The organism is Cellulosimicrobium funkei (genome assembly GCF_001019615.1).
GTDB classification, from domain to species: Bacteria; Actinomycetota; Actinomycetes; order Actinomycetales; family Cellulomonadaceae; genus Cellulosimicrobium; species Cellulosimicrobium cellulans_E.
The window spans coordinates 1-20,299 of the sequence record NZ_JNBQ01000046.1 but is presented as its reverse complement, the minus strand read 5'-3'; the positions used below and the strand labels follow the sequence as shown (position 1 = coordinate 20,299).

General features: G+C 74.8%; 24 protein-coding genes and 1 tRNA gene. 8 read left to right on the top strand and 17 right to left on the bottom strand.

What is annotated here, in order from left to right; translation table 11 throughout:
• Positions 1 to 105 precede the first annotated feature (105 nt).
• Positions 106 to 957, bottom strand: a complete 852-nt coding sequence (locus tag FB00_RS19015) for an SDR family oxidoreductase (RefSeq protein WP_052877788.1) — start codon at positions 955 to 957, stop codon at positions 106 to 108.
• A gap of 62 nt (positions 958 to 1,019) precedes the next feature.
• Between FB00_RS19015 and FB00_RS21360 the strand changes: the two genes are divergently transcribed.
• From FB00_RS21360 to FB00_RS18995, 4 genes are all read left to right on the top strand, one after another.
• Positions 1,020 to 1,610, top strand: coding sequence for a TetR/AcrR family transcriptional regulator (locus FB00_RS21360; RefSeq protein ID WP_052877787.1), 591 nt, complete (start codon positions 1,020 to 1,022; stop codon positions 1,608 to 1,610).
• Between the two features lie 87 nt (positions 1,611 to 1,697).
• Positions 1,698 to 2,282 (top strand): maleylpyruvate isomerase family mycothiol-dependent enzyme, encoded by a 585-nt coding sequence (locus tag FB00_RS19005; RefSeq protein ID WP_047234485.1) that lies wholly within the window; start codon positions 1,698 to 1,700, stop codon positions 2,280 to 2,282.
• Positions 2,283 to 2,362: 80 nt separating this feature from the next.
• The gene (locus tag FB00_RS19000) at positions 2,363 to 2,965 is read left to right on the top strand and encodes a hypothetical protein (RefSeq protein WP_047234484.1); all 603 of its coding nucleotides are present in this window, start codon (positions 2,363 to 2,365) and stop codon (positions 2,963 to 2,965) included.
• Positions 2,962 to 3,690, top strand: a complete 729-nt coding sequence (locus FB00_RS18995; RefSeq protein WP_047234483.1) for a glycosyltransferase family A protein — start codon at positions 2,962 to 2,964, stop codon at positions 3,688 to 3,690. Before FB00_RS19000 ends, FB00_RS18995 begins: the two co-directional genes overlap by 4 nt.
• A gap of 6 nt (positions 3,691 to 3,696) precedes the next feature.
• Here FB00_RS18995 and FB00_RS18990 read toward each other — a convergent pair whose 3' ends face one another.
• From FB00_RS18990 to FB00_RS18980, 3 genes are all read right to left on the bottom strand, one after another.
• Positions 3,697 to 4,698 (bottom strand): MvdC/MvdD family ATP grasp protein, encoded by a 1,002-nt coding sequence (locus FB00_RS18990; protein ID WP_052877786.1) that lies wholly within the window; start codon positions 4,696 to 4,698, stop codon positions 3,697 to 3,699.
• Between the two features lie 4 nt (positions 4,699 to 4,702).
• On the bottom strand, positions 4,703 to 6,184 hold the full coding sequence (locus FB00_RS21355; RefSeq protein WP_082141517.1) for a trypsin-like serine peptidase: 1,482 nt from the start codon (positions 6,182 to 6,184) through the stop codon (positions 4,703 to 4,705).
• 147 nt (positions 6,185 to 6,331) lie between these two features.
• Positions 6,332 to 6,748 (bottom strand): VOC family protein, encoded by a 417-nt coding sequence (locus FB00_RS18980; RefSeq protein WP_047234482.1) that lies wholly within the window; start codon positions 6,746 to 6,748, stop codon positions 6,332 to 6,334.
• A gap of 135 nt (positions 6,749 to 6,883) precedes the next feature.
• Between FB00_RS18980 and FB00_RS18975 the strand changes: the two genes are divergently transcribed.
• Both FB00_RS18975 and FB00_RS18970 read left to right on the top strand, forming a co-directional pair.
• Positions 6,884 to 8,005 carry a helix-turn-helix transcriptional regulator gene (locus FB00_RS18975; RefSeq protein WP_047234481.1) on the top strand — a complete coding sequence of 374 codons (1,122 nt, stop codon included), beginning with the start codon at positions 6,884 to 6,886 and terminating at the stop codon, positions 8,003 to 8,005.
• The gene (locus FB00_RS18970) at positions 8,002 to 9,195 is read left to right on the top strand and encodes an NAD(P)/FAD-dependent oxidoreductase (RefSeq protein WP_047234480.1); all 1,194 of its coding nucleotides are present in this window, start codon (positions 8,002 to 8,004) and stop codon (positions 9,193 to 9,195) included. The genes FB00_RS18975 and FB00_RS18970 overlap by 4 nt, the downstream gene beginning before the upstream one ends.
• Here FB00_RS18970 and FB00_RS18965 read toward each other — a convergent pair.
• A complete protein-coding gene (locus FB00_RS18965) occupies positions 9,159 to 9,779 on the bottom strand; it encodes a GXWXG domain-containing protein (RefSeq protein WP_047234479.1) in 621 nt (206 codons plus the stop codon). The genes FB00_RS18970 and FB00_RS18965 overlap by 37 nt on opposite strands.
• Before the next feature lie 99 nt (positions 9,780 to 9,878).
• Positions 9,879 to 11,141, bottom strand: coding sequence for an AI-2E family transporter (locus FB00_RS18960; protein ID WP_082141516.1), 1,263 nt, complete (start codon positions 11,139 to 11,141; stop codon positions 9,879 to 9,881).
• Positions 11,142 to 11,235: 94 nt separating this feature from the next.
• On the opposite strand from FB00_RS18960, the gene FB00_RS18955 reads away from it, so the two are divergent.
• On the top strand, positions 11,236 to 11,616 hold the full coding sequence (locus FB00_RS18955) for a VOC family protein (RefSeq protein WP_047234478.1): 381 nt from the start codon (positions 11,236 to 11,238) through the stop codon (positions 11,614 to 11,616).
• A gap of 30 nt (positions 11,617 to 11,646) precedes the next feature.
• Here the strand turns inward: FB00_RS18955 and FB00_RS18950 are convergent, their stop codons facing one another.
• Together FB00_RS18950 and FB00_RS18945 are read right to left on the bottom strand one after the other, a co-directional pair.
• Positions 11,647 to 12,216, bottom strand: a complete 570-nt coding sequence (locus tag FB00_RS18950) for a dihydrofolate reductase family protein (protein WP_047234477.1) — start codon at positions 12,214 to 12,216, stop codon at positions 11,647 to 11,649.
• A 64-nt stretch (positions 12,217 to 12,280) separates the two neighbouring features.
• Positions 12,281 to 13,144: a helix-turn-helix transcriptional regulator gene (locus tag FB00_RS18945; protein WP_047234476.1), complete on the bottom strand. Its 864-nt coding sequence runs from the start codon at positions 13,142 to 13,144 to the stop codon at positions 12,281 to 12,283.
• 100 nt (positions 13,145 to 13,244) lie between these two features.
• Here FB00_RS18945 and FB00_RS18940 point away from each other — a divergent pair, with 100 nt between their 5' ends.
• Positions 13,245 to 14,009, top strand: a complete 765-nt coding sequence (locus FB00_RS18940) for an SDR family oxidoreductase (protein WP_047234475.1) — start codon at positions 13,245 to 13,247, stop codon at positions 14,007 to 14,009.
• A 62-nt stretch (positions 14,010 to 14,071) separates the two neighbouring features.
• On the opposite strand, the gene FB00_RS18935 is transcribed toward FB00_RS18940, so the two are convergent.
• From FB00_RS18935 to FB00_RS18895, 9 genes are all read right to left on the bottom strand, one after another.
• Complete coding sequence (locus FB00_RS18935) at positions 14,072 to 14,833, bottom strand: SCO1664 family protein (RefSeq protein WP_047234494.1); 762 nt, start codon at positions 14,831 to 14,833, stop codon at positions 14,072 to 14,074.
• Positions 14,834 to 14,928: 95 nt separating this feature from the next.
• Positions 14,929 to 15,480, bottom strand: coding sequence for a DUF3090 domain-containing protein (locus FB00_RS18930; protein WP_047234474.1), 552 nt, complete (start codon positions 15,478 to 15,480; stop codon positions 14,929 to 14,931).
• Between the two features lie 55 nt (positions 15,481 to 15,535).
• Positions 15,536 to 16,255 (bottom strand): MSMEG_4193 family putative phosphomutase, encoded by a 720-nt coding sequence (locus FB00_RS18925; RefSeq protein WP_047234473.1) that lies wholly within the window; start codon positions 16,253 to 16,255, stop codon positions 15,536 to 15,538.
• Positions 16,256 to 16,315: 60 nt separating this feature from the next.
• Positions 16,316 to 16,909 carry a hypothetical protein gene (locus FB00_RS18920; protein ID WP_052877784.1) on the bottom strand — a complete coding sequence of 198 codons (594 nt, stop codon included), beginning with the start codon at positions 16,907 to 16,909 and terminating at the stop codon, positions 16,316 to 16,318.
• Positions 16,906 to 17,523 carry a TetR/AcrR family transcriptional regulator gene (locus FB00_RS18915; protein ID WP_047234472.1) on the bottom strand — a complete coding sequence of 206 codons (618 nt, stop codon included), beginning with the start codon at positions 17,521 to 17,523 and terminating at the stop codon, positions 16,906 to 16,908. Before FB00_RS18915 ends, FB00_RS18920 begins: the two co-directional genes overlap by 4 nt.
• Before the next feature lie 116 nt (positions 17,524 to 17,639).
• Positions 17,640 to 17,795: a hypothetical protein gene (locus FB00_RS22205; RefSeq protein ID WP_156186471.1), complete on the bottom strand. Its 156-nt coding sequence runs from the start codon at positions 17,793 to 17,795 to the stop codon at positions 17,640 to 17,642.
• A 190-nt stretch (positions 17,796 to 17,985) separates the two neighbouring features.
• On the bottom strand, positions 17,986 to 18,408 hold the full coding sequence (locus FB00_RS18905; protein WP_156186470.1) for a hypothetical protein: 423 nt from the start codon (positions 18,406 to 18,408) through the stop codon (positions 17,986 to 17,988).
• A 225-nt stretch (positions 18,409 to 18,633) separates the two neighbouring features.
• Positions 18,634 to 18,707 (bottom strand) — tRNA-Pro (locus FB00_RS18900).
• Positions 18,708 to 18,776: 69 nt separating this feature from the next.
• Positions 18,777 to 20,159: an MFS transporter gene (locus tag FB00_RS18895; protein WP_231581947.1), complete on the bottom strand. Its 1,383-nt coding sequence runs from the start codon at positions 20,157 to 20,159 to the stop codon at positions 18,777 to 18,779.
• Positions 20,160 to 20,299: the final 140 nt, after the last annotated feature.

Here is a 20,299-nt window from a genome sequence, read left to right as displayed (position 1 = left end):
CGCGGGCCGCACGACCGACACCTTCTCCGCCGTCGACCTGTTCCCCAGGTCCGGCACGCACGCGTCGCCGCGCACCGTCCGCGACGCTCCCGCGGCCCGGCACGACTACGTCGCGCTCGACCGCGTCGCGCGCCACATCGCGACGACGTCCCGGACGGGGTAGCGCAGGTAGGTCCGCTGCGGCCGCGTGCCTCGCACCAGCGCGTCCGTGCCGCCGTCGCAGTACACGACCTGGCCGGTGGTCGAGCGGTTCTCCGCGGAGGCCAGGTGAGCGAGCAGGTGCGCGACGGGCGCGACCGGTCCGGGGGCGCCGAGCGGCTGCGGGAGCGCCGTCTCCAGGAGCGCCCGGTCACGCTCCCACGTGGCCAGGACGGCCTCCGTCGCGACGACGCCCGGCGCGACGGCGTTGAGGACGATCCCCGCACCGGCCCACTCCTCGCGCACGGCCGTCGTCCGCACCCAGTGGTTCAGGGCGGTCTTGCTCGACCGGTACAGCTGGCTCCCCCGCCGCGCCCTGACCAGCTGCCGGGCGGTCGCGAGCGCCCGCTCCTCGTCGCCCCGCGCGCAGGCGCGGACCAGAGCCCCGCTGCCCCGGTGGAGCGTCGAGGAGGACGACACGACCACGGCCGCCGGTGCGGAGGACGCGGCGAGCGCGGGCCGGAGGCCGTCGAGCACCTCGACCGTGCCGAAGTAGTTCAGGGCGACGGCCTCCGGTCGCGGGGCGCCGGACCCCGCGACCGCGACCACGGCGTCGAGCCGGTCGTCCGTCCGCCGACGGACCTGCTCGACGAGCGCGGCGCGGCCGTCCGGGGTCGTGAGGTCGGCGCGGACGTCGACGCCCTCGCCCACGCCGCACGCGACGACGTCGGCCGTGCGCGCGAGCAGCCGGGCGACCTCCCGCCCGAGGCCGGAGTCCGCTCCGGTGACGACGTAGCGACGCGGGTGGCTGTGCTCCATGGGCCCACCCTGCCACAAGCTGCAGATCTGCATACTTGCCCGGGCGCGGCTAAGCTCCTCGCGTGACGAGCGAGAACGGCCACGACGCCCGGCGACGGCGCACCCACGAGGCGATCCTGGCGAGCGCCGCGCGCCTGTTCGAGGCTCAGGGTTTCGGCGGGACGACCGTGGCGGAGGTCGCGCGCGCGGCGAACGTCTCCGAGCGGACGTTCTACCTGCACTTCCCCACCAAGGAGGACCTCCTCTTCGACCACGTGCACGGGTTCACGGAGCTCGCGTGGCGCGTCGCGGAGGAGTCGCGCGCGCCGTCGGCCGCCGCCCGGGTCGACGCCGCGGTGCGGACGCTCGTCGACGCCGCGACGTCGGACGACGCCCTGGTCGCCCAGGCGCGTGCGCGCGCGGCCCTGGGCGCGAGCGGGCGCGTGCCGGCCTCGCTCACCCTCCGGCTCGCGACCCTCGTCGCCGGGCTCGCGGACCGCGTCGCGCGCGGGACGGCGAGCCCGCTGCGCGACGTCGCACCGATGGTCGGCGCCGCGGTGGGCGCGGTCGGGGCCGCGGGGCAGGTCCTCGCCCGGCAGACCGACGACCCCGCGGCCCTGCGCGAGGGGATGCTCGCGGCGCTGGACGCCGCGCTCGTCGGCTTCCGGTCCTGAGCCGACCGCCGTGTCGGCGCCACCGGCTACGGTCGCCCCGAGCGCCGTCGCACCGGGACGTCGCACCCGACCGGACGGAGCCCCCGCATGCCCGTGACCGCAGACGACCTCGACGCCGCGACCGCGAGCGTGGCCCGGGCGCTGGGACCCGTGGCCTCGCGGACGTGGGACGACGCCCCGGGGACGGGGACGTGGGACGCCTGGCACACCGCCGAGCACCTCGGTGACACGCTCGTGTCGTTCGCCGCCCAGCTCGTCGCGCGACCTGCGTCGCGCTTCGTCCGGTTCATGGCCGTGGCCGACGAGGACGCGACCGCGGACGGCGTCCTCGAGATGGCGATCACCGGGTCGGGGCTCCTGGCGGCGGTCCTCCGCACGAGCGGGCCCGACGTGCGCGCGTTCCACCCGAGCGGCGTCGCGGACGCGGAGGGCTTCGCGGGCATGGGCTGCGTCGAGGTCCTCGTGCACGGCGAGGACGTCGCGCGCGGCCTGGGGGTCGAGGTCGACCCCCCGCCGGACGTCTGCGCGCGGGTGCTCGCGCGGATGTTCCCGCACGTCGCGCGCGAGGTCAGGGACGTGGACCCCTGGGACGCGCTGCGCTGGGCCACGCACCGCCTCGAGCTCGCGGGGCTGCCCTCGCAGGCCGACTGGCAGTGGCGCACGGCCCCCTGACGTGCCCCCCGCGGGCGTGCGAGCGGCCCGCTCCCGGGTCACGCTGAGACTCCGCCGCACCACCGTCCGAGGAGTCGTCGATGCCCGGCACCTCCGCCCCCGGGGCGGCCCCCACGAGCTCCGTCCACGCACGGGCCAGGCTGGTCCCGGGCGACGTGGTGCGCGCCGCGGCGGCGGTGAGCGTGGTCGCTGCGGTGGGCCTCGACGGCGTCGCGACGGCGCTCTTCCTGCTGGTCCTGGGCGGCACCATGGTGCCGCGCGCGCTCGGCCTCACCGCTCCCCTGGACGTCGCGTTCAGCGCCACGCTCCTCGCCTCGGCCTGGGCCGCGCAGCTCGAGTGGTACCGCGCCGTGCCCTGGCTCGACCTCCCCGTCCACGCCGCCTGCACCGGTCTCGTCGCCGCCGTCGCGTACGTCGCCCTCGTCCGCACGGGGATGCTCGCCGACCCCGGCACGCTGCGTCCCGGACGTGCCCGGGCGGGCGTCCTCGTCGTGACCGCCGGCCTGGGCGCGATGCTCGCGATCCTGTGGGAGCTCGGCGAGTGGGCCGGGCACACGTACCTCGACGACCGCATCGGCGTGGGCTACGACGACACCGTGACCGACCTCGCCGCGGGGCTGCTCGGCGCGGTCGTCGCGGGGCTCCTCGTGCCCGGCAGCCTCCGGCGCGGGTCGACGCCATGACCCGCCCCACCGTGTCGGTCGTCGTCCCGGTCCGGGACGACGCCGACGCGCTCGACCGGTGCCTCGCGCTGCTCGCCCGGCAGACGGTCGCACCGCTCGAGGTCGTGGTCGTCGACAACGCCTCGAGCGACGACTCGGCGCTCGTCGCGCGCCGCTGGGGCGCGGTCGTCGTGCGCGAGGAGCGCGTGGGCATCCCCGCCGCGGCCGCGGCCGGGTACGACGCGGCGCGCGGCGACGTCATCGCCCGGCTCGACGCGGACTCGCGCCCGGACGCCGGCTGGGTGCAGCGGGTCGTGGACCGCATGGCCGACGACCCCTCGCTCGACGCCATGACCGGCACCGGGACGTTCGACGACCTGCCGCGTGGCGCGCGCACCGCCGTCGCGATCGCCTACCTCGGGGCGTACTACGTCCTGTGCCACCTCGCGCTCGGGCACACCGCGCTGTGGGGGTCGTGCATGGCGCTGCGCAGCACGGCCTGGGCGGCGGTGCGCGACGGCGTCGTGCGCGACGACCCGGAGGTGCACGACGACCTGGACCTCTCCTTCCGTCTCGGGCCGCGGCGGCGCACCGTCCTCGTCCGGTCGTGGCGCGTCGGGGTCTCGGCGCGGTCGCTGCGGGGACGCCGCCAGCGGCGTCGCCGGCTCGACCGCGCGTGGCGCACGCTGCGCGTCAACTGGTCGGTCGCGCCACCGTGGGAGCGGTGGCGCGACCGCTGGCGCTGACCCGGCTCACCCGGTGCTGCTCCGCCACGCGCGCCGGCGCGGCGCCCCCACGCCGTCCTCGCGGTCGAGCCGCGCGAGGAGGCCTGCGAGCGCCGCGGCGATCGGCTGCCCGGTCGCGTACTCCACGAACAGCCACTGGCCGGCCGGGTTGATCTCGAGGAAGACGTAGTCGCCCTCCGGAGTCCGACGCAGGTCGACCGCCCCGTACCAGAGGCCGAGCACGTCCATGAGCCGCAGCAGGGCTGCGGCCACGTGCTCGGGAAGGTCGTGGGCCGTCGTCGGGCAGTGGTGGGTGTCGACACGGAAGTCGTAGGCGTACCCGGACTCCTCGGTCCGCAGCTCGGCCGCGAAGAGCTGCGTGCCGACGATCGTCACGCGCACGTCCGACCCCGCGACGGCCTCCTGGAAGATGACCGGCGCGTACCGCACGCTCTCGAGGAGGTCGAGGTCCGCCTCGCGCACCGGGCGGGTCTCGCGCCACGTCGCGGGCGTGCCGCTGAACGGCTTGAAGATGACCGGACCCGGCTCGCGGCGCAGGAACTCGCGGGCTCGCGCCGGGTCGTTGGTCATGCACGTGCGCGGGACGCGCAGCCCGAGCCGCGCGGCGACCTGGAGCTGCCACATCTTGCGGGAGCCGGCCTCGTCGCGGTCCGGGTCGTTCACCCAGGTGGCGCCGAGGCACGACCACAGGCCCGACACCGCGGCGGCGATCTCCCCGTGGGCGAACCCGCGGTCCTGGGGCGAGCGGACGTCGTCGTGCAGGGCGAAGGGCTGCGGGCGACGCCACCACACGGCCCGCAGCTGCGTCGCGTCGACGGCGCTCACGCCCTCGGCGCTCGTGTCGACCCAGTCGGCCCGCCACCCGGCCGCGTCCTGCGTCGAGGTGAGCGACACCGACCGTGGGGCGTGACCGGTGTCGAGGAGGACGTGCGGCGCGCCGAGCGCGTCCAGGTGGCGGACGACCTCCGTGGTGTGGAGGTCGTCCGCGTGGGACACGATGCCGATCATCGCGTCACTGTTCGGCCTGGAGCTGGGTCAGGGCCGCCTCGACGGCCTCGAGCGTCGCCCGTGCCTCGGCGACAGCCTCGACCAGCGCGCCGACGACGTCGACGGGCTCCCCCGCGTCCTCCTCGTCCACGAGGGACTCGGCGCCCTGGACGAACGGCCGGGCCCCGGCGAGCGCGCCCGCCTGGACGAGCCGCCCGATCGCGGGGTTCACCACCGGGTCGAACAGGTCGCCGGGGTCGAGGATCCCTTCCTGGAGCGTGTCGCCAGGTCCGGTGCCGACGTCTCCTGCGAACCCGGTGGCGACCGGGTTGTCGGCGGCGAACCGGGTGTCGGCCTGGAAGATCGAGTCCAGCGCCCGCGGCGTGCCGCCCTGGTCCCGGAGGAACGACGTCCCGATCTGGTCGGCGACCGTGTGGGAGTCGGCCTGCCGGATCGTGAGCACGTCGACGGCCCGTGCGGTGTCGGCCGCGCGGAGCGTGCCGACCTGGTCGGCGGCCTTGACGGTCGCGATGACGTCCTGCGCCAGGGACGTGAACCCGTCGTCGGCGGTCGCGGTGCGCGCCCCCTGCGGCAAGGCCTGGAGCGTGGGCGACACGGCCCTGATGCCCACGATCGCGGTGCCGAAGTTGGAGCCGGTGCCCGCGGCGTTGCAGCCGCCGTTGGTGTGCACGCCGACGAGCTCGCCCGCGGGCCCGAGGATGCCGGACCCGGAGTTGCCGCCGAGCGTGTCGATGTCGTCGTAGCGGATCTGGTTTGTCGTCACGGTGGTCGCGGGGCCGGCCTCGACCCGCTTCGGCATCCCCGCGGGGTGGCCGATGATCGCGAGCATGTCCCCGACGCCCGGGTTGGCGGTCGCGACGGCCGTGAACCCGTAGGTGCTCCCCGGATTCCCGCCCACGCGGACGATCGCCATGTCCAGACCGCCCAGGCGGTACTCGACGAGCGCGACGATCGGGAAGCTCACCTCGGTGCGCAGCACGCCGCTCGCGTCCACCTGGTAGAGCACGTTGATGTGCATGCTCGTCGCGATCTGCTGCGGCGTCACGACCTGCATCGAGCCGTTCTGGCGAGGCAGGACCCACCCGTCGGCGCTCTGGTCGAACAGGTGCCCGCACGTGAGCACGAGGTCCGGGGCGATGAGCGTGCCGCTGCCCCACCGCACGCCGTCGACGTTCCCGGGGTTGGTGAAGACGCCGCCGAGCCCGGTGTTCCACTGCACCTGCACGGCCTGCTTCTGGTGGGCGCTCACGTACGCCTGGGTGACGCCCAGCGTGCCGTCGTACTGCTCGACGGGCTGGGAGTCGTCGGTGGCGCCGCAGATGGACTCGAGCATCTCGGCGTAGGTGGGCTCGTCGCCCGCGATGGACTCGAGCGTGAGCGGTATGCGCTCGGGCAGCGGCGGGTAGAGCGCGTCGACGGTGTCGGGCGTCTCCGGCACCTCGCGCCGGCTCGGCTTCTTCGGTGCCGACTTCCTGGTTCCAGCCATGGGGTCCCCCCTCGGTTCGGTCCCCTGCACCTGGAGAGAGGCGGGCACGAGCGCGCCCGGACGGGGACGGAGCGGTTGAACTGCGCGGGCAGGCCACGGCTGCGGCCGGAGCGCCCCTGCGACGGCGAGGGCGCCCCGGCCCGTGGGTCAGCGGCTCGCGGCGACGTCGAGCACCCAGGTCACGCCGAACCGGTCCGTGAGCATCCCGTACAGGGGCGCCCAGTCGGACGACGCGAGCGGCGCGACGACGCTCGCGCCGTCGACGAGCGCGTCCCAGTAGTCGCGGACCTCCTCGACGTCGTCGCCGCGCACCGAGACGAAGAACGGCGCCTCGCCGGGGCTCCAGGGTCGTCCCGCGGGGACGTCGTAGGCCATGACGCGGAAGCCGCTCGGCGCGCTGACCTGGCCCCAGACGACGAGGTCGGCCTCGGCCGGGTCCGGGGCCTGGCCCAGGTCGCCGTACGTGGTGAGGACGAGGTCGCCGCCGAACACCGCGCGGTAGTGCTCGAGCGCGGCGCGGGCGTCGCCGCGGAAGTTGAGGTGGGGGGTGGTCTGGACGGACATGGCGTCTCCTCCGGGTCGGTCGTCCGGGCCCGCGGTCGCGGCGCCCGTCGGTCCCGGACGTCGCCCGGGCTCGTGCCACCACCCTCTCGGCCTATCAGGGCGAGGAGTGTCCGCATGGTGCGCGAGCATGGGCGCATGACCGAGACGTCGCGCCGGACCCTCCTGCTGCTGTCGCTCCTCCAGGCGCGCCCCGACCGCACCGGTCCCGAGCTCGCCCGGCGGCTCGGCGTCGACCCGCGCACGGTGCGCCGCGACGTCGAGCGCCTGCGCGACCTCGGCTACCGCGTCGTCGCGACGCGCGGGCGCGACGGCGGCTACCGCCTCGACGCCGGCACCGAGCTCCCGCCCCTGCTGTTCGACGACGAGCAGGTCGTCGCGCTGACCGTCGCGCTGCGCACCGTCGCGGCGAGCGGGCCGGGCGACGCGATCGAGGAGGCGGCCGTGCGGGCGCTCGCGACCGTGCGCCAGGTGCTGCCCGCGCGGCTGCGCCACCGGGTCGACGCCGTCGACGTCGTCCCGGTCCCCGGCGGCACCGGGCGACCGGCGCCGTCGGTCGACGTCGACACCCTGCTCGCCGTGAGCACCGCGGTGCGCCGGCGCGAGGTGCTGCGCCTCGACTATGCGCCACCCGTCGCCACCACCGAGGCGGGAGCCGAAACCGGGGGCGTGAACGGGCCGGGGACGGGCCGTGCCGCGACGGCGCCGCGGCGCGTGGAGCCGCACCACGTCGTCGTGCGTGCCGGACGCTGGTACCTCGTCGCGTGGGACCTCGACCGCGCGGACTGGCGCACCTTCCGCCTCGACCGCACGACGCCCCGCGAACCCACAGGGCCGCGCTTCGTGCGCCGCGAGCTCCCGGGCGGTGACGTGGCCGGGTTCGTCGCGGCCCGCTTCGCCGGGTCGACGCCGCCCTCCGGGTCCGTGCCGACCGGAGGAGCGACGCCGACCGGAGGAGAGTCAGGTTGGCCGTGCCGCGGGTGGGTCGAGCTCGCCGCGCCGGCCCGGGCCGTCGTCCCGTTCGTGGAGGACGGCGCGGTCGAGGTGCTCGGGCCCGACCGCTGCCGGATTGCGTTGGGCTCGTGGTCCTGGGTCGCGCTCGCCGCGCGGGTCGCCGCGTTCGACGCGGACGTGCTCGCGGCGGGGCCGGCCGAGCTCGTCGCGGCGTGCGGGACCGTCGCCGGTCGGCTGGGACGGCGTGCGACCGGGGGCGGCCGTAGCGTGGAGCGTCCCGTCCCCGGCAGAACGGACCGGTCATGACCACCCCCGTGCGGCACGACGTGCTCGTCCTCGGCGGCGGCAACGCCGGGCTCTCGCTCGCGGGACGCCTGCGCCGCGACGGCTGCCCCGACGTCGCGGTCGTGGACCCCCGGACCACCCACCAGTACCGGCCGCTGCTCTCCTACGTCGCCTCCGGCATGGCGACGCTCGACGACCTCACCCGGCCCCAGGACGACGTCGTGCCCGACGGCGTCCACCGGTACGTCGACCGCGTCGTCGCGGTCGACCCCGCGCGATCCCTCGTGCACCTCGCGGGCGGGCGCACGCTCGGGTACGCGGACCTCGCGGTGTGCCCGGGCTCGGAGGTCGACTGGGACGCGGTGCCCGGGGCCGAGCAGGCCGTGCGCACGTCGTTCGCCGCGACGAGCTACCTGCCCGACCTCGCGTCCAAGACCTGGGACCTGCTGTCGTCGCTCACCGCGGGCCGCGTGGTGTTCGCGGTCTCCTCCCGGCACGTGCCGTGCTTCCCCGTGGCGCTCAAGCCGCTGTTCGTGGCCGCGGACCACTGGCGCCGCACCGGCGTCCTGGACGCGATCGAGATCGACCTCGCCGTCGAGTCGCCGCGGCTCGTGGACGACCCGCGCGCCGAGCCCGCCCTGCGCGACGCCGCCCGGCGCTTCGGCGTCCAGGTGCGCACCGGCACGACGCTGGTGTCCGTCGACGCCGCGCACCGTACGGTCCGGCTGCGCGGGCCGCACGGGACCGACGAGCTCGGCTACGACGCGCTGTACGTCGCGCCGCCGCACCGCGCTCCCGCGTGGGTCGCCGAGAGCGGGCTCGCGACGCCGGAGAGCGACGGGTTCGTCGCCGTCGACCCCGAGACGCTGCAGCACGTCACTTTCCCTCGCGTCTGGGGCCTCGGGGACGCGGCCGCGGTCGACGCGATGCCGTCGGGCGGCGCGCTGCGCCGGCAGGTGCCCGTCGTGGCGCGCAACATCACCGCGCGCCGCCGCGGCACGCCGATGCAGCGGTACGACGGCTACTCCGTCGCGCCGGTCACGACGTCGCGCGCCGAGCTGCTCCTCGCCGAGTTCGACCGCGAGCGCCGGCCCGACCCCGGGTTCCGGTTCGTGGACCTCGCGCGCCCGCGCCGCAGCCTGCTGCTGTTCGACCGGTACGTGCAGCCGACGATCTACTGGCGGCGGCTGCTCCAGGGCAAGGTGGGCTGACCCGGCACCTGGATCGGCACGGCGCGGCGCAGCACGAAGAAGAAGGGCCGCTCCATGCCGCGGGCCTCCATGAGGCCGAGCAGGGTGTCGCCGTCGACGGCACGGAACACGTCCTCGACGGGGAGCGCGTCGTAGGTCATGGCGGCGGTCGCCGCGCCGCGGTGCACGACGGTCCGCAGCCGCGCCCGGGGGCGCCGCGTCCGCGCGAGCGGCAGCAGCGCGCGCACGACCCGCGCGACGCCGGGCCGCCGCAGGAGCGGGGCGCACCGCAGCACGAGAGGGAGCGGCACGAACGCGGGGTCGACGGCGAACGGGCCACCCCGGGGGCCGGCGAACACGAGCGGGTGCGCGTCGCGCACGCCGTCGAACCGCTTGCCGACCCACCCCAGTGCCTCCAGCACGCCGTCGAGCGGGTGGCCGGTGGGCAGCCCGGCGCCGCGCCACCGACCGGCGATCGCGTCGACGTCCGCGGGCGGCAGCGTGTCGAAGAACGCGAGCGCGTCGGCCGTGGTGGTGCCACGCCGGAGCCCGGCCAGCTCGCCGAGCCGGGGGCGTGCTGCGAGGGGGTCGTTCGGTGCGGCCATGCGCTCCTCCTCGTCGGGAGCGAAGGTGGGCGACGTCGCTTCCGATCCTCGCGCGCGGCGGCGCCTCGCGCGGCCCGGCACGACCCCGGCCGGCCGGTGCTACGACGACGCGGGTGCGCCGTCGACGGTCTCGTGCCGTTTCTGGCGCGCGAACCGCGCCGGGAGGTCCGGCCCGTCCCACACCTGGATCGCGCGCCAGATCGAGGCCGCGATCGGGACGGCGAGCACGGCTCCGGTGAGGCCCGCGAGCACGGTGCCCGCGGTCAGCGCGACGAGGATCACGAGCGGGTGGAGCCGCAGCGTGCGGCCCATGACGACGGGCTGGAGCAGGTCGCCCTCGAGCTGGTTGACCGCGATGACGATCGCGACCACGATGAGCGCCTCGACCGGCCCGACGGCCACGAGCGCGACGAGCGCGCACAGGATGCCGGCGAGCGTCGCGCCGACGAGCGGGATGAACGCGAGCAGGAACACGAGCACCGAGAGCGGGATGACGAGCGGGACCCCGACGATCGCGAGACCAATGCCGATGGCGACGGCGTCGACCGCCGCGACGATCGCCGTCCCGCGGACGTAGCCGCCGAGCGTGCGGACCGTCGTCTCGCCGATCCGCTGCCCCCGCTCGTACCGGGCGCCCTCGAACGGGCGCAGCAGGAACTCCCAGATCGCCGGGCCGTCCTTGAGGAAGAAGAACAGCACGACGACCATGACGAAGAACCCGGCGACGAAGTCGACCGTCTGCGAGGCGCCCGCGAGCGCTCCGGCGCCCACGGCGTCGGACTGGAGCAGGCCGACGAGCGAGTCGCGCACCGACGCGATCTGCTCCTCGGTGATCTGGAACGGCAGATCCTGCACGTAGGCCTGGAGCTCGTCGAACCCGTCGATCGCCTGGTCGCGCAGCTCGGGCCACTGGTTGACGACCGCCGCGACGACCAGCCACACGACCACCCCGAGCACGGCGACCAGGGCGAGCAGCGCGACGACCGTCGCGAGGAACGACGGCACGCCCTTGCGCCGCAGCAGGCTCACGAGCGGGGAGATCGCCGCGGCGAGGACGAGCGCGATGAGCACGGGGATGACGATGAGCGTCAGCCGCGTGACCGCGAACACCGCGACGGCGACGAGAGCGACGATCGCGAGGACCTGGACCGAGCGCGTGCCCGCGCGCCCGACGCCGTCCGACCACAGCGCGGAGACGCCCGACGGATGCGACGGCGGACGGGAGGCGCGGACGTCGGGTGTGCCCGGGTCGGCCGCCAGGGTGTCGCGGTCCGTCTCGTCGCGCGACGCCACGGCTCCCGCTCCCTCCGCCTCGGCGCGCTCGCCCGTCCGCTTCCCCGACCGCCGTCTGCCCAGCCCCATCCCGACTCCCTCTCGCCGCACGTGACGGTCAGGCTTTCACGATCGCGACTCACCCGCCGGGTGCCGGCACCGCAGGCTCCGTAGAGTGCGTCGCATGGCATCCCGCATCAGCGAGCTGGTCCTCGACTGCGCCGACCCGGAGCTGCTCGCCCGGTTCTGGTGCGACGTCCTCGGCTACGTCGAGCTCGACCGGGAGGGCGACGGCTCGATCGAGATCGGCCCGCCCGAGGTCGGGTTCGGCGGCCCCCAGCCCACCCTGATCCTCAGCCCGAGCACGGACCCGCGGGCGGGCAAGCTCCCGCTGCACCTCGACGTCAACCCCACCGACCGCGACCAGGACGCCGAGCTCGAGCGGCTCCTCGCCCTCGGGGCGCGACCCGCCGACGTCGGGCAGACGGGCGACGAGCCGTGGCACGTGCTCGCCGACCCCGAGGGGAACGAGTTCTGCCTGCTGCGCCGGCGCCTCGAACCCTGACGTCGAGGGCCTGACGTCGAGGGCCTGCCGTCACGCCGTGGCGCGCACGGGCCGGTACCGCACGGCGAGCGCTCCCGACCGGAACGGGGTGCGGTCCACGAGCTCGAGCGGGATGCGCTCGTGCAGGCCGGCGAGCAACGTCGGCCCGTGCCCGGCGAGGACCGGCTGCACCACGAGCTCGTACTCGTCGATCAGTCCCAGGTCCGCCAGTGCCAGCGGCAGGTTCACGCCACCCACCCACAGGCCCTCGCCCGGCTCGTCCTTGAGCCGCTGCACCGCCTCCCCGAGGTCGCCCCGCACGAGCTCGGCGTTCCAGTCGACGTCGCTCAACGTGCTCGACACGACGTACTTCTTCGCGCGGTCGATGGCCTCGGCGAAGGGAACCTCCCACTCGTCCATCCAGTCGGGCCACACGCCCGACGCGGGCCTGCGCCACGCCGACTCCATCATCTGGTAGGTCACCCGCCCGAACAGGAGCGCGTCGGAGCGCTCCATCTCGGCGGTCCAGTAGCGCATCGACTCCTCGTCCGGGGGAAGCCCGGCCTCGTGGTGGCAGCAGCCGTCGAGCGTGAGGTTGATCGAGTAGCGCAGCGGTCTCATCTCGTCGATCTCCCTTGATACGCGATTGCCCGGACCAGACTCAGACCACCGCCGACCCGCTTTCTCATCGGCGCCCCGCGGCACCGCCGCCCACGAGGTCCTGCGTCCCGACGACGCCGAGCAGCCGGATCTTCTCCGCCGCCTCCGTGCCCGGCGCCGCCGTGAGCACGAGGAGCACCTGGAGCTGGTCCTCGGTGGCCAGCGCCTGGCAGTCCACCTCGATCTCCCCCACCACCGGGTGCACGAGCGTCTTGTGGTCCACGAACCGGCGCGCGACCTCCTGCCGCTCCCACAGCGCCGCGAACTCCGGGCTCGTGCGCCGCAGGACGCGCACGAGCTCGCCCGCGCGCGACGACGGGCCCAGCACCGCGACGGCGGAGCGCAGGCTCGCCACGAGCGCCCGACCCTGCCGGTCCCGGTCGTCCGCCGGGTAGATCGCGCGCGCCGTCTCGGCGTGGGCGAACCACCGGTAGATCTCGCTGCGGTCCCAGCCCGAGTACGCCGTCGCGTCGCCGTAGAGAGCGCGGGCCAGGTCGTTCTGCGCGAGCGTCTCCCCCAGCGGGTTGAGGATGAGGGCCGGGGTGTCGCCCAGACGGTCGAGCACGCGCTGCAGCGCGGGCGCCACGTGCCCCGGGTCGGTCGCCCGGTCGGGCACCCCGTGCCCGGCGACCCGGTAGAGGTAGTCGCGCTCGTCGTCGGACAGGCGCAGCGCCCGCGCGATCGACGCGAGCATCTGTGTGCTCGGTTGCGGCCCGCGCTGCTGCTCCAGGCGCGTGTAGTAGTCCGTGGACATCAGCGCGAGCTGCGCCACCTCCTCGCGGCGCAGGCCCGGTGCCCGACGGCGCAGCCCGGCCGGGAGGCCCACGTCACCCGGCTGCAGCGCCTCTCGGCGACGGCGGAGGAAGTCGGCGAGCGCGGCACGGTCCATGCGCCCATCGTCCGGGGTGCGACGCGCCCGTGCCAGGGATCGCCGGTCCCCCGATGACCGGACTCTGCCGCGGCGCTCGCCGCGCGCCCAGGATCGAGGCATGGACCTCACGAACAGCACCGTCTTCATCCCCGGCGCGACGAGCGGCATCGGGCTGGCGCTCGCGGTCGCACTGCAGGAGCAGGGCAGCACCGTCGTCGTCGGCGGGCGCCGCACCGACCTCCTGGAGCGGATCGCCGCCGAGCACCCCGGCCTCGACACCGTGCGCATCGACACGACCGACCCCGAGAGCATCGCGTCGGCCGCCAAGGAGGTGCTCGACCGCCACCCCGACCTCGACACGCTCGTCACGATGGCCGGTATCATGCGCGCAGAGGACTGGCACCACCCCGAGGGCTTCCTCGACACCGCCGAGCAGATCGTCACGACCAACGTGCTCGGCCCGATCCGGCTCATCGGCGCGTTCGTCGAGCACCTGCAGACCCGACCGCACGCGACCATCGTCACGGTGTCGTCCGGGCTGGCGTTCGCGCCGCTCGCGGTCACGCCGACGTACGACGCGTCCAAGGCGGCGATCCACATGCTCAGCGAGGCGGTGCGCCTCCAGCTCGCGGACACGAGCGTCGACGTCGTCGAGCTCGTCCCGCCGTCCGTCGCGACCGACCTCATGCCGGGCCAGCGCGAGAGCGCGTTCGCCATGCCGCTCGACGGTTTCGTCACGGAGGTCGTCGACCTGCTGCGGACGCAGCCGGACGCACACGAGATCCTCGTGGAGCGCGTGAAGTTCCTCCGGTTCGGCGAGGCGCGCGGCGACTACGACGAGGTCGTGCGCGTGCTCAACGCGGCGGACCCGCACGGCCGCTGAGCCGCGGGACGTCCGGCGTGCGGGCCCGGGTGTCCTGCCGCGGCGGCGTCGGACGCGGCTGGCTAGAACAACGGCCAGGGGACGGCGGGCATGTCGCCCTCGGGCGCGGGGAACCGTGCCGTGCGGAGGAGTCGGTCGCAGCGCTCGGCGAGGGCCGCCACCTCGTCGGGCGCGAGAAAGCCTCGGAGCCGGTGGTCGAGATCGCCGTCGGTGCCGGACGTCGTGCCAGTACCCGTGGCGAAGCCGGCCCCGACGCCGGCGCGCACGCGCTCGACGCCCGCGAGCTCGTCGTCGTCCAGGCGCTCGCCGAGCCAGCCCCAGAGCACCGTCCGCAGCTTGGGCTCGACGTGGAACGTGACGCCGTGGTCGACGCCCAGGCGCCGCCCGTCGGGCAGCGGCAGCACGTGCCCGCCCTTGCGGTCGGCGTTGTTCACGACCGCGTCGAACACGGCCATGCGCCGCAGCGACGGCGAGTCCTCGTGGACGACGCTCACCGGGCGCTCGTCCTCGTCGACGCCCTCCAGCACGGTCCGCACGCCGTCGCGCGGCACCTCGTCGGTGGGCACGACGTCGACGGGCGACTGGGCCGCGTCCACGTCCTGCCAGAGCTGCACCATGCCCGGGCCGAGCGGCCCGTCACGCAGCCACGTGCGCGGGACGATCCCCCAGCCCAGCGCCTCCGAGACGAGGTACGCGGCCACCTCCCGGCCCGCCAGCGTGCCGTCGGGGAAGTCCCACAGCGGCTTCTCCCCCGCGACCGGCTTGTACACGACCGGGACCTCTCCGATCCGGGCCAGGAACGTCGCGTTCGACGCCGCGCGGATGCGTCCGACGACCTCGAGCGCCGCGGTGTCTCGTGCCGCGGTGTCTCGTGACGTGGCGTCGAGCGGCGCCGCGTCGACGTCGTCGTGCGGGGACGTCACGCCTCGTCGGGCGGCACGCACTCGTGCCCGTCGGGGTCGATCGGCCGCCCGCACCGGGTGCAGATCGGGCGCCCCGCCTGCACGACGGCGCGCGTGCGCTGGGCGAAGGCGCGCGCCGTCCCCACCGGCATGCGGATGAGGAACGACTCCGCGGGCTCGGGCTCGTCCGCGTCGGGGTCGAGGTCGTCGTCCTCGTCCACGAACGGGAACGCCTCGACGACCACCTCCGCCGTGCGCGGGTCCCAGCTCAGCCGCATCGACCCCGCGCGGAACTCCTCCTCGACGGGAAGGTCCAACGGGTCGTCGTCGACGAGCTCGGCCGGCACGTCGACGGGGACGCTGTACCGGTTGTCGGGCGCCTCCATCAGCTCGTCGAGCAGGCGCTGGATCGTGTCAGCGAGGACGGCGGACTGCTCCTTCTCGAGGGCGACGCTCGTCGTCCGGGTGCCCGTGCGGGCCTGGAGGTAGAAGGTGCGGGAGCCGGGCATCCCGACGGTCCCCACGACGACGCGGTCGGGCCAGTCGTGCTCGTGGACGAGAGTGGGCATGCCCTCACTCTACGAGCGCTCGGCCCGTCCGCGCCGGGCGGCCACGGGTCGGACGTCAGGACGGCGGAAGGTCGCTCAGGTCGTCAGGTCGAACCGGGCCCGCGCCGCCCCCGACCGGCGCGTCGCCGACCGGCGCCGCCGCGCCTAGCCACGAGAGGTCGCCGGCGTCGGTGTTCACGGCCACGACCTCCGGGCGGTGCGGCCCGTACCGGACGATCGAGATCGACGCCGGCCCGACGACGATCCGCTGGAACAGGTCCAGATGCACGCCCAGCGCGTCCGCGAGAACCGACTTCATCACGTCCCCGTGGGAGACCGCCGCCCACACCGCGTCGGCGCCGTGCAGCGCCGCCACCTCGGCGTCGTGCCGTCGGACGGCCTCGACGCCCCGGGACTGCATCGCGGCCAGCGACTCACCGCCCGGGAACACGGCCGCCGAGGGCTGCGTCTGTACGACGGACCACAGCGGTTCCGTGGCCAGGTCCTTCAGCGAGCGCCCCTGCCACTGCCCGTAGTCGCACTCGGTGATGCCCTGCTCGGTGACGGACTCCGGCGCGGCCGCCTGGTGGTCGAGCAGCGCTTGCGCGGTCAGCCGGCACCGCTCGAGCGGGCTCGCCACGACGCGGGCGAGCGGGACTCCCGCGACCCGCCCAGCGGCGCGGGCCGCCTGGTCACGGCCCAGGGCGTCCAGCGCGACCCCCTCCGCCCGACCGGCGAGGATGCCGCTCGCGTTCGCAGTCGTGCGGCCATGTCGGACGAGGAGGACGGTCGGCATGCCCCGAGCCTAGGTGCGCGCACCGTCCCGTGCGGACGTCGTCCCGGCGACACGCGGGTCTCAGGCCGCGAGCGCCAGCGCGACAACGGCCACCCCGAGCACGGCGTCGAGCGCGCAGCAGAATGCCGCGAGGGACGCCGAGACGACGCGACGCGTGCGCAGGTGGTGGACGTCCCACGCGGCGTGGGCGAGCAGCCCGGCACCGACGAGCAGCCCAGCCCACGGCTGGCCGAGCACGGCGACGGCCGCCGCGACGCCCACGACGACGACCATCACCGTGGCCTGGAGCGGCAGCCCCCAGGCCGGGCGGGCGGCTCCGCGCACGAGGCTGTAGACCGCCAGCACGACAACGACCCCGAGCATCGCCCAGAATGGGTCGAAGCCCGGCACGGCGAAGCCGACACCGATGAGCACGAACGTGAGCCCGAACAGCGGCCACGCGGCGCCGCGCCGCCCGAGCGCCGCGGCGCCGAGGTAGACGAACGCGGCGGCGGTCAGCACGAGCGAGGACTGAGCGGTGTCGGAGAAGCCGACCCACGCGGCCACGGCGAGGGCACCGCCGAAGAGCGCACCGGTCGCGACGGGCCACCACGCCGCGGGCCGGGCGAACGCATGTCCCGTGGTGCGCTCCGGGGCGTGGTCCGCGGTGGTCATCGCGGCACCTCGTCCGGGACGGCGGGCACCGGCGTGCCGGGCGGGGTGAACGCGGCGAGTACCGTCGCGGTGATGGTCGTCGCCGCGTCATCGGCCGCGAGCCGGCCCGCGTCGATCTCCTCCGCGGCACCATGCATCGCCCGGTGCAGGGTGCCGACCAGCCAGGACGCCGGCAAGTCTGCCCGGAACACCCCGTCGGCACGACCCCGCTCGACGAGCCGCTCGACCCGAGACGCCGGCCGCTCGTGCAGTGCGAGCACCCGCTCGGGCCCGAGTGCCTCCGTCGCCGCGGTGAGGAGCGAGCCCACCTGCACGACCGTCAGCCAGCTCTGCCTCACGAGCCGTGCCAGCGCGTCGCGCGCGTCGCCGGACAGGTCAACGGCGTCGAGCGCCGCGTCACCCTCCTCGATCGCGCGCGCGACGACCGCCTCGACCAGCACGGCACGGTTCTCGAAGTGCCCATAGAGGGTGACCCTGCCGACTCCCGCGGACCGCGCGATCTCGGCGACGCTCGCGTCCGGGTCGCGGCTCAGGCACACCGCCGCCGCGTCGAGGATCACCTGGACGTTGCGTCGCGCGTCGGCGCGCTGGGATTGCTGGGTGACGCCGGGCATGTCGGCCTCTGTAGTCGAACACCACTGTACGAGTTACAAGACCGACTCCGCCGCAAGTTCGTGGCCGAGTCAAGGATGCGGCGCGGGCGAGCAGCGCGCCGGTGCGGGTCAGCCGATCACGCGGACGGACAGGCCCTGCGACGAGAACGCCGTGGCACGCTCTCGCAGGCCAGATACGTCACGTCCATCGCCACGCCCAGCGCGGGATAGACGAGGAAGCGCACCGTCGTCCACGTCGTGCCGACGTCGGCGAGCGGCACGAGGTCCGTCACCGAAACTCCCGCGGCGTAGCGCTGAGTCCACGAGCCATTGAAGTGGGCGGCTGGTGTGTGCACTACCTCGACACTGAGCGCGCTGACGACCAACATTCCCGTCGGGCACGAAGCGTCCAGCACGCCACCTCCCGGCGTGGCTGCGGAAACCAGATCGACGCCCAGCGCGCTAAGTCGTGCGTGCGATCGGTCAGGATCGATTACCGCCCGGCCTCGGTCTCGACCGCGCTCCGGCGATGTGCCTTGCCTCAGGTATCACGAGAAGGCCCGGCTTAGCGAACTCGTACTCGATCCAGCCCCAGAGCCAGAGGACCGCGAGCACCACGCAGAGGGACGCCAGGGCCCGATCTTCGTAGGCGGCGTAGGAGCCCCCGAGAATTCCGATCCCGAGCAGGAACGCGTTGACACAGACCAGGCCTGCCGTGAGCTGGAACAGGATGCGCCCCTTCGGTCCGTTCACCTGGAGCTTCGGGCCTCGTCCCCGCAGGCGTAGAAGCAAACGCACGAGCATCCACCCGAAGAGCAGAAGGCCCCCCAGCCCGACGAGGACCAGCGTCACGCGAACGTCCAGCGCCTCGTATCGCGCCTCGCGCCACTCCAGGGTCGTCTCCATCGAGCCCATCCCATCTCGTCCCCATACCCTGGCTCACGGTCATCGGGAGCGGGAGTCACGCGCGGCGGGCGCGCTGCACGGCAGCGTACCGGTGGTCATCGTCATCCAACGACGAGGCATGTGCACCGGAGATACCAAAGGTGGGCACCCCCACCCCCGAACGACGAAGGGCCGCACCTACGAAATGTAGGTCCGGCCCTTCCAATGTCATGCAACATCACACTGTCGGGCTGACAGGATTTGAACCTGCGACCCCCTGACCCCCAGTCAGGTGCGCTACCAAGCTGCGCCACAGCCCGTGGCTGGATCACCAGGCGTAACACTCGACCTAACATCGTGCGTCCCGGCCCCGTGAAGCCTCGGATACTCTACCCCATCCGCGACGCCGCCAGCGCACCGTTTGCCCCGGTCGTGGCTGTGCGGTCGGTCTCGTCAGCAGCGCCCGAGGTGGCGTCCCGCTCCCCCGTCGGCAGGTGGGCGCGCCACGCGCTGGCGACGACCGCCAGGCAGACCGCGGCAATGACCAGCCCGCCGAGGAACATCTGCGCGTACGTCCACCGCACGGACAGCGCCGCGAGCGCCACGGGCACGCAGAACCCGACGTACGTCAGCGAGTAGTACACGGCCGTGAGTCCGGCAAGGTCGTCGGGCGTCGCGATGCGCTGCACCTCGCTGAGCCCGGCGACGAGCGCGAGGCCATAGCCCGCGCCGAGCACCATGGCAGCCACGAGCGCGGTCGGCAGGTCGAGCCGCGCCGACGCGTAAGCGCCGAAGCCCATCCCGACGACGACGATCGACATCGCCACCACGGACGCCCGCGCGCTGTGGCGGGTGTCGATGAGCCGTCCGAGCACCTGGATCCCGACCCCACAGCCGAGGCCGAGCACGGTCATGAGCCCGGAGAACGCGATGGGCGCGCTGCCCGCGCTCGCCGACACGAGCCCGGGCAGCACCGCGTAGGCACTGCCCGCGCACCCGAACACCCACGGCGCCACCGGCACGACGACGCGCAGGAACCGCCGGTGCGCGACGGCCGGCACACGCAGGTCGTCGCGCAGCCGACCCCGCTCGCTGCCCGACGAACCCGCACGGGCACGCGTCTCCGGCACCCCCAGAACCCACACCCCCGCGGCGACGGCCAGCAGGCCGTGCAGCAGGTAGGCCGTGTGCGTGGGCCAGGGCGCCCACTGCGCAAGCACCGCCGCGACGCCCGCCCCGACGAGGAACCCCAGCGTGAGGGCGAGGCCGGCACGCCGGGCGCCAGAGCCGCCGTCGGGGTCGCCGGACGTGCGGACGGCCGCGTCGCTGAGCTCCTTGACCCACGTGGTCCCGACGGCCATGACGAGCCCGAGCGCGACGCCGCACAGCACGCGGCCCGTGGCGAGCAGCGCCGCGGACGACTCCCCCACGGCGAGCACGAGCGACCCGACGAGCGCGATCGGCGCGGCGGGCAGCAGCAGCGGTCGGCGCCCGTACCGGTCGGACAGCGGCCCGCCGAGCAGGAGCGCGGGGACGATGCCGAGCACGTACGCGGCGAGCAGCGCGTCGACGGTCACGGCTGAGAAGTGCCCGACCTCCCGGTACATGACGAGCAGCGGCGTGAACTCGTTACCGCCCCACGCGACGGCGAACATCACCGCCGCGACGGCGAGCCACGCCCGCGGCCCGACGGCGGCGCTCGCCCCGCGAGCGGACGCGGCGGTCTCACCCTCGGTCGCCACCGAGGTCGACCCGGAGGTCACCGCGCTCACAGACCCGCCCTCGCGTCCTCGAGGTGTCGCTGGATGCGGCGCTTATAGGTACGGGTGTCGCGCACCTCGAGCGCGTCGACGAGGGCGCGGTGGCCCGCGACGAACGTTGCGGCCCGGCGCGGGTCCCACCGCACGCTGTG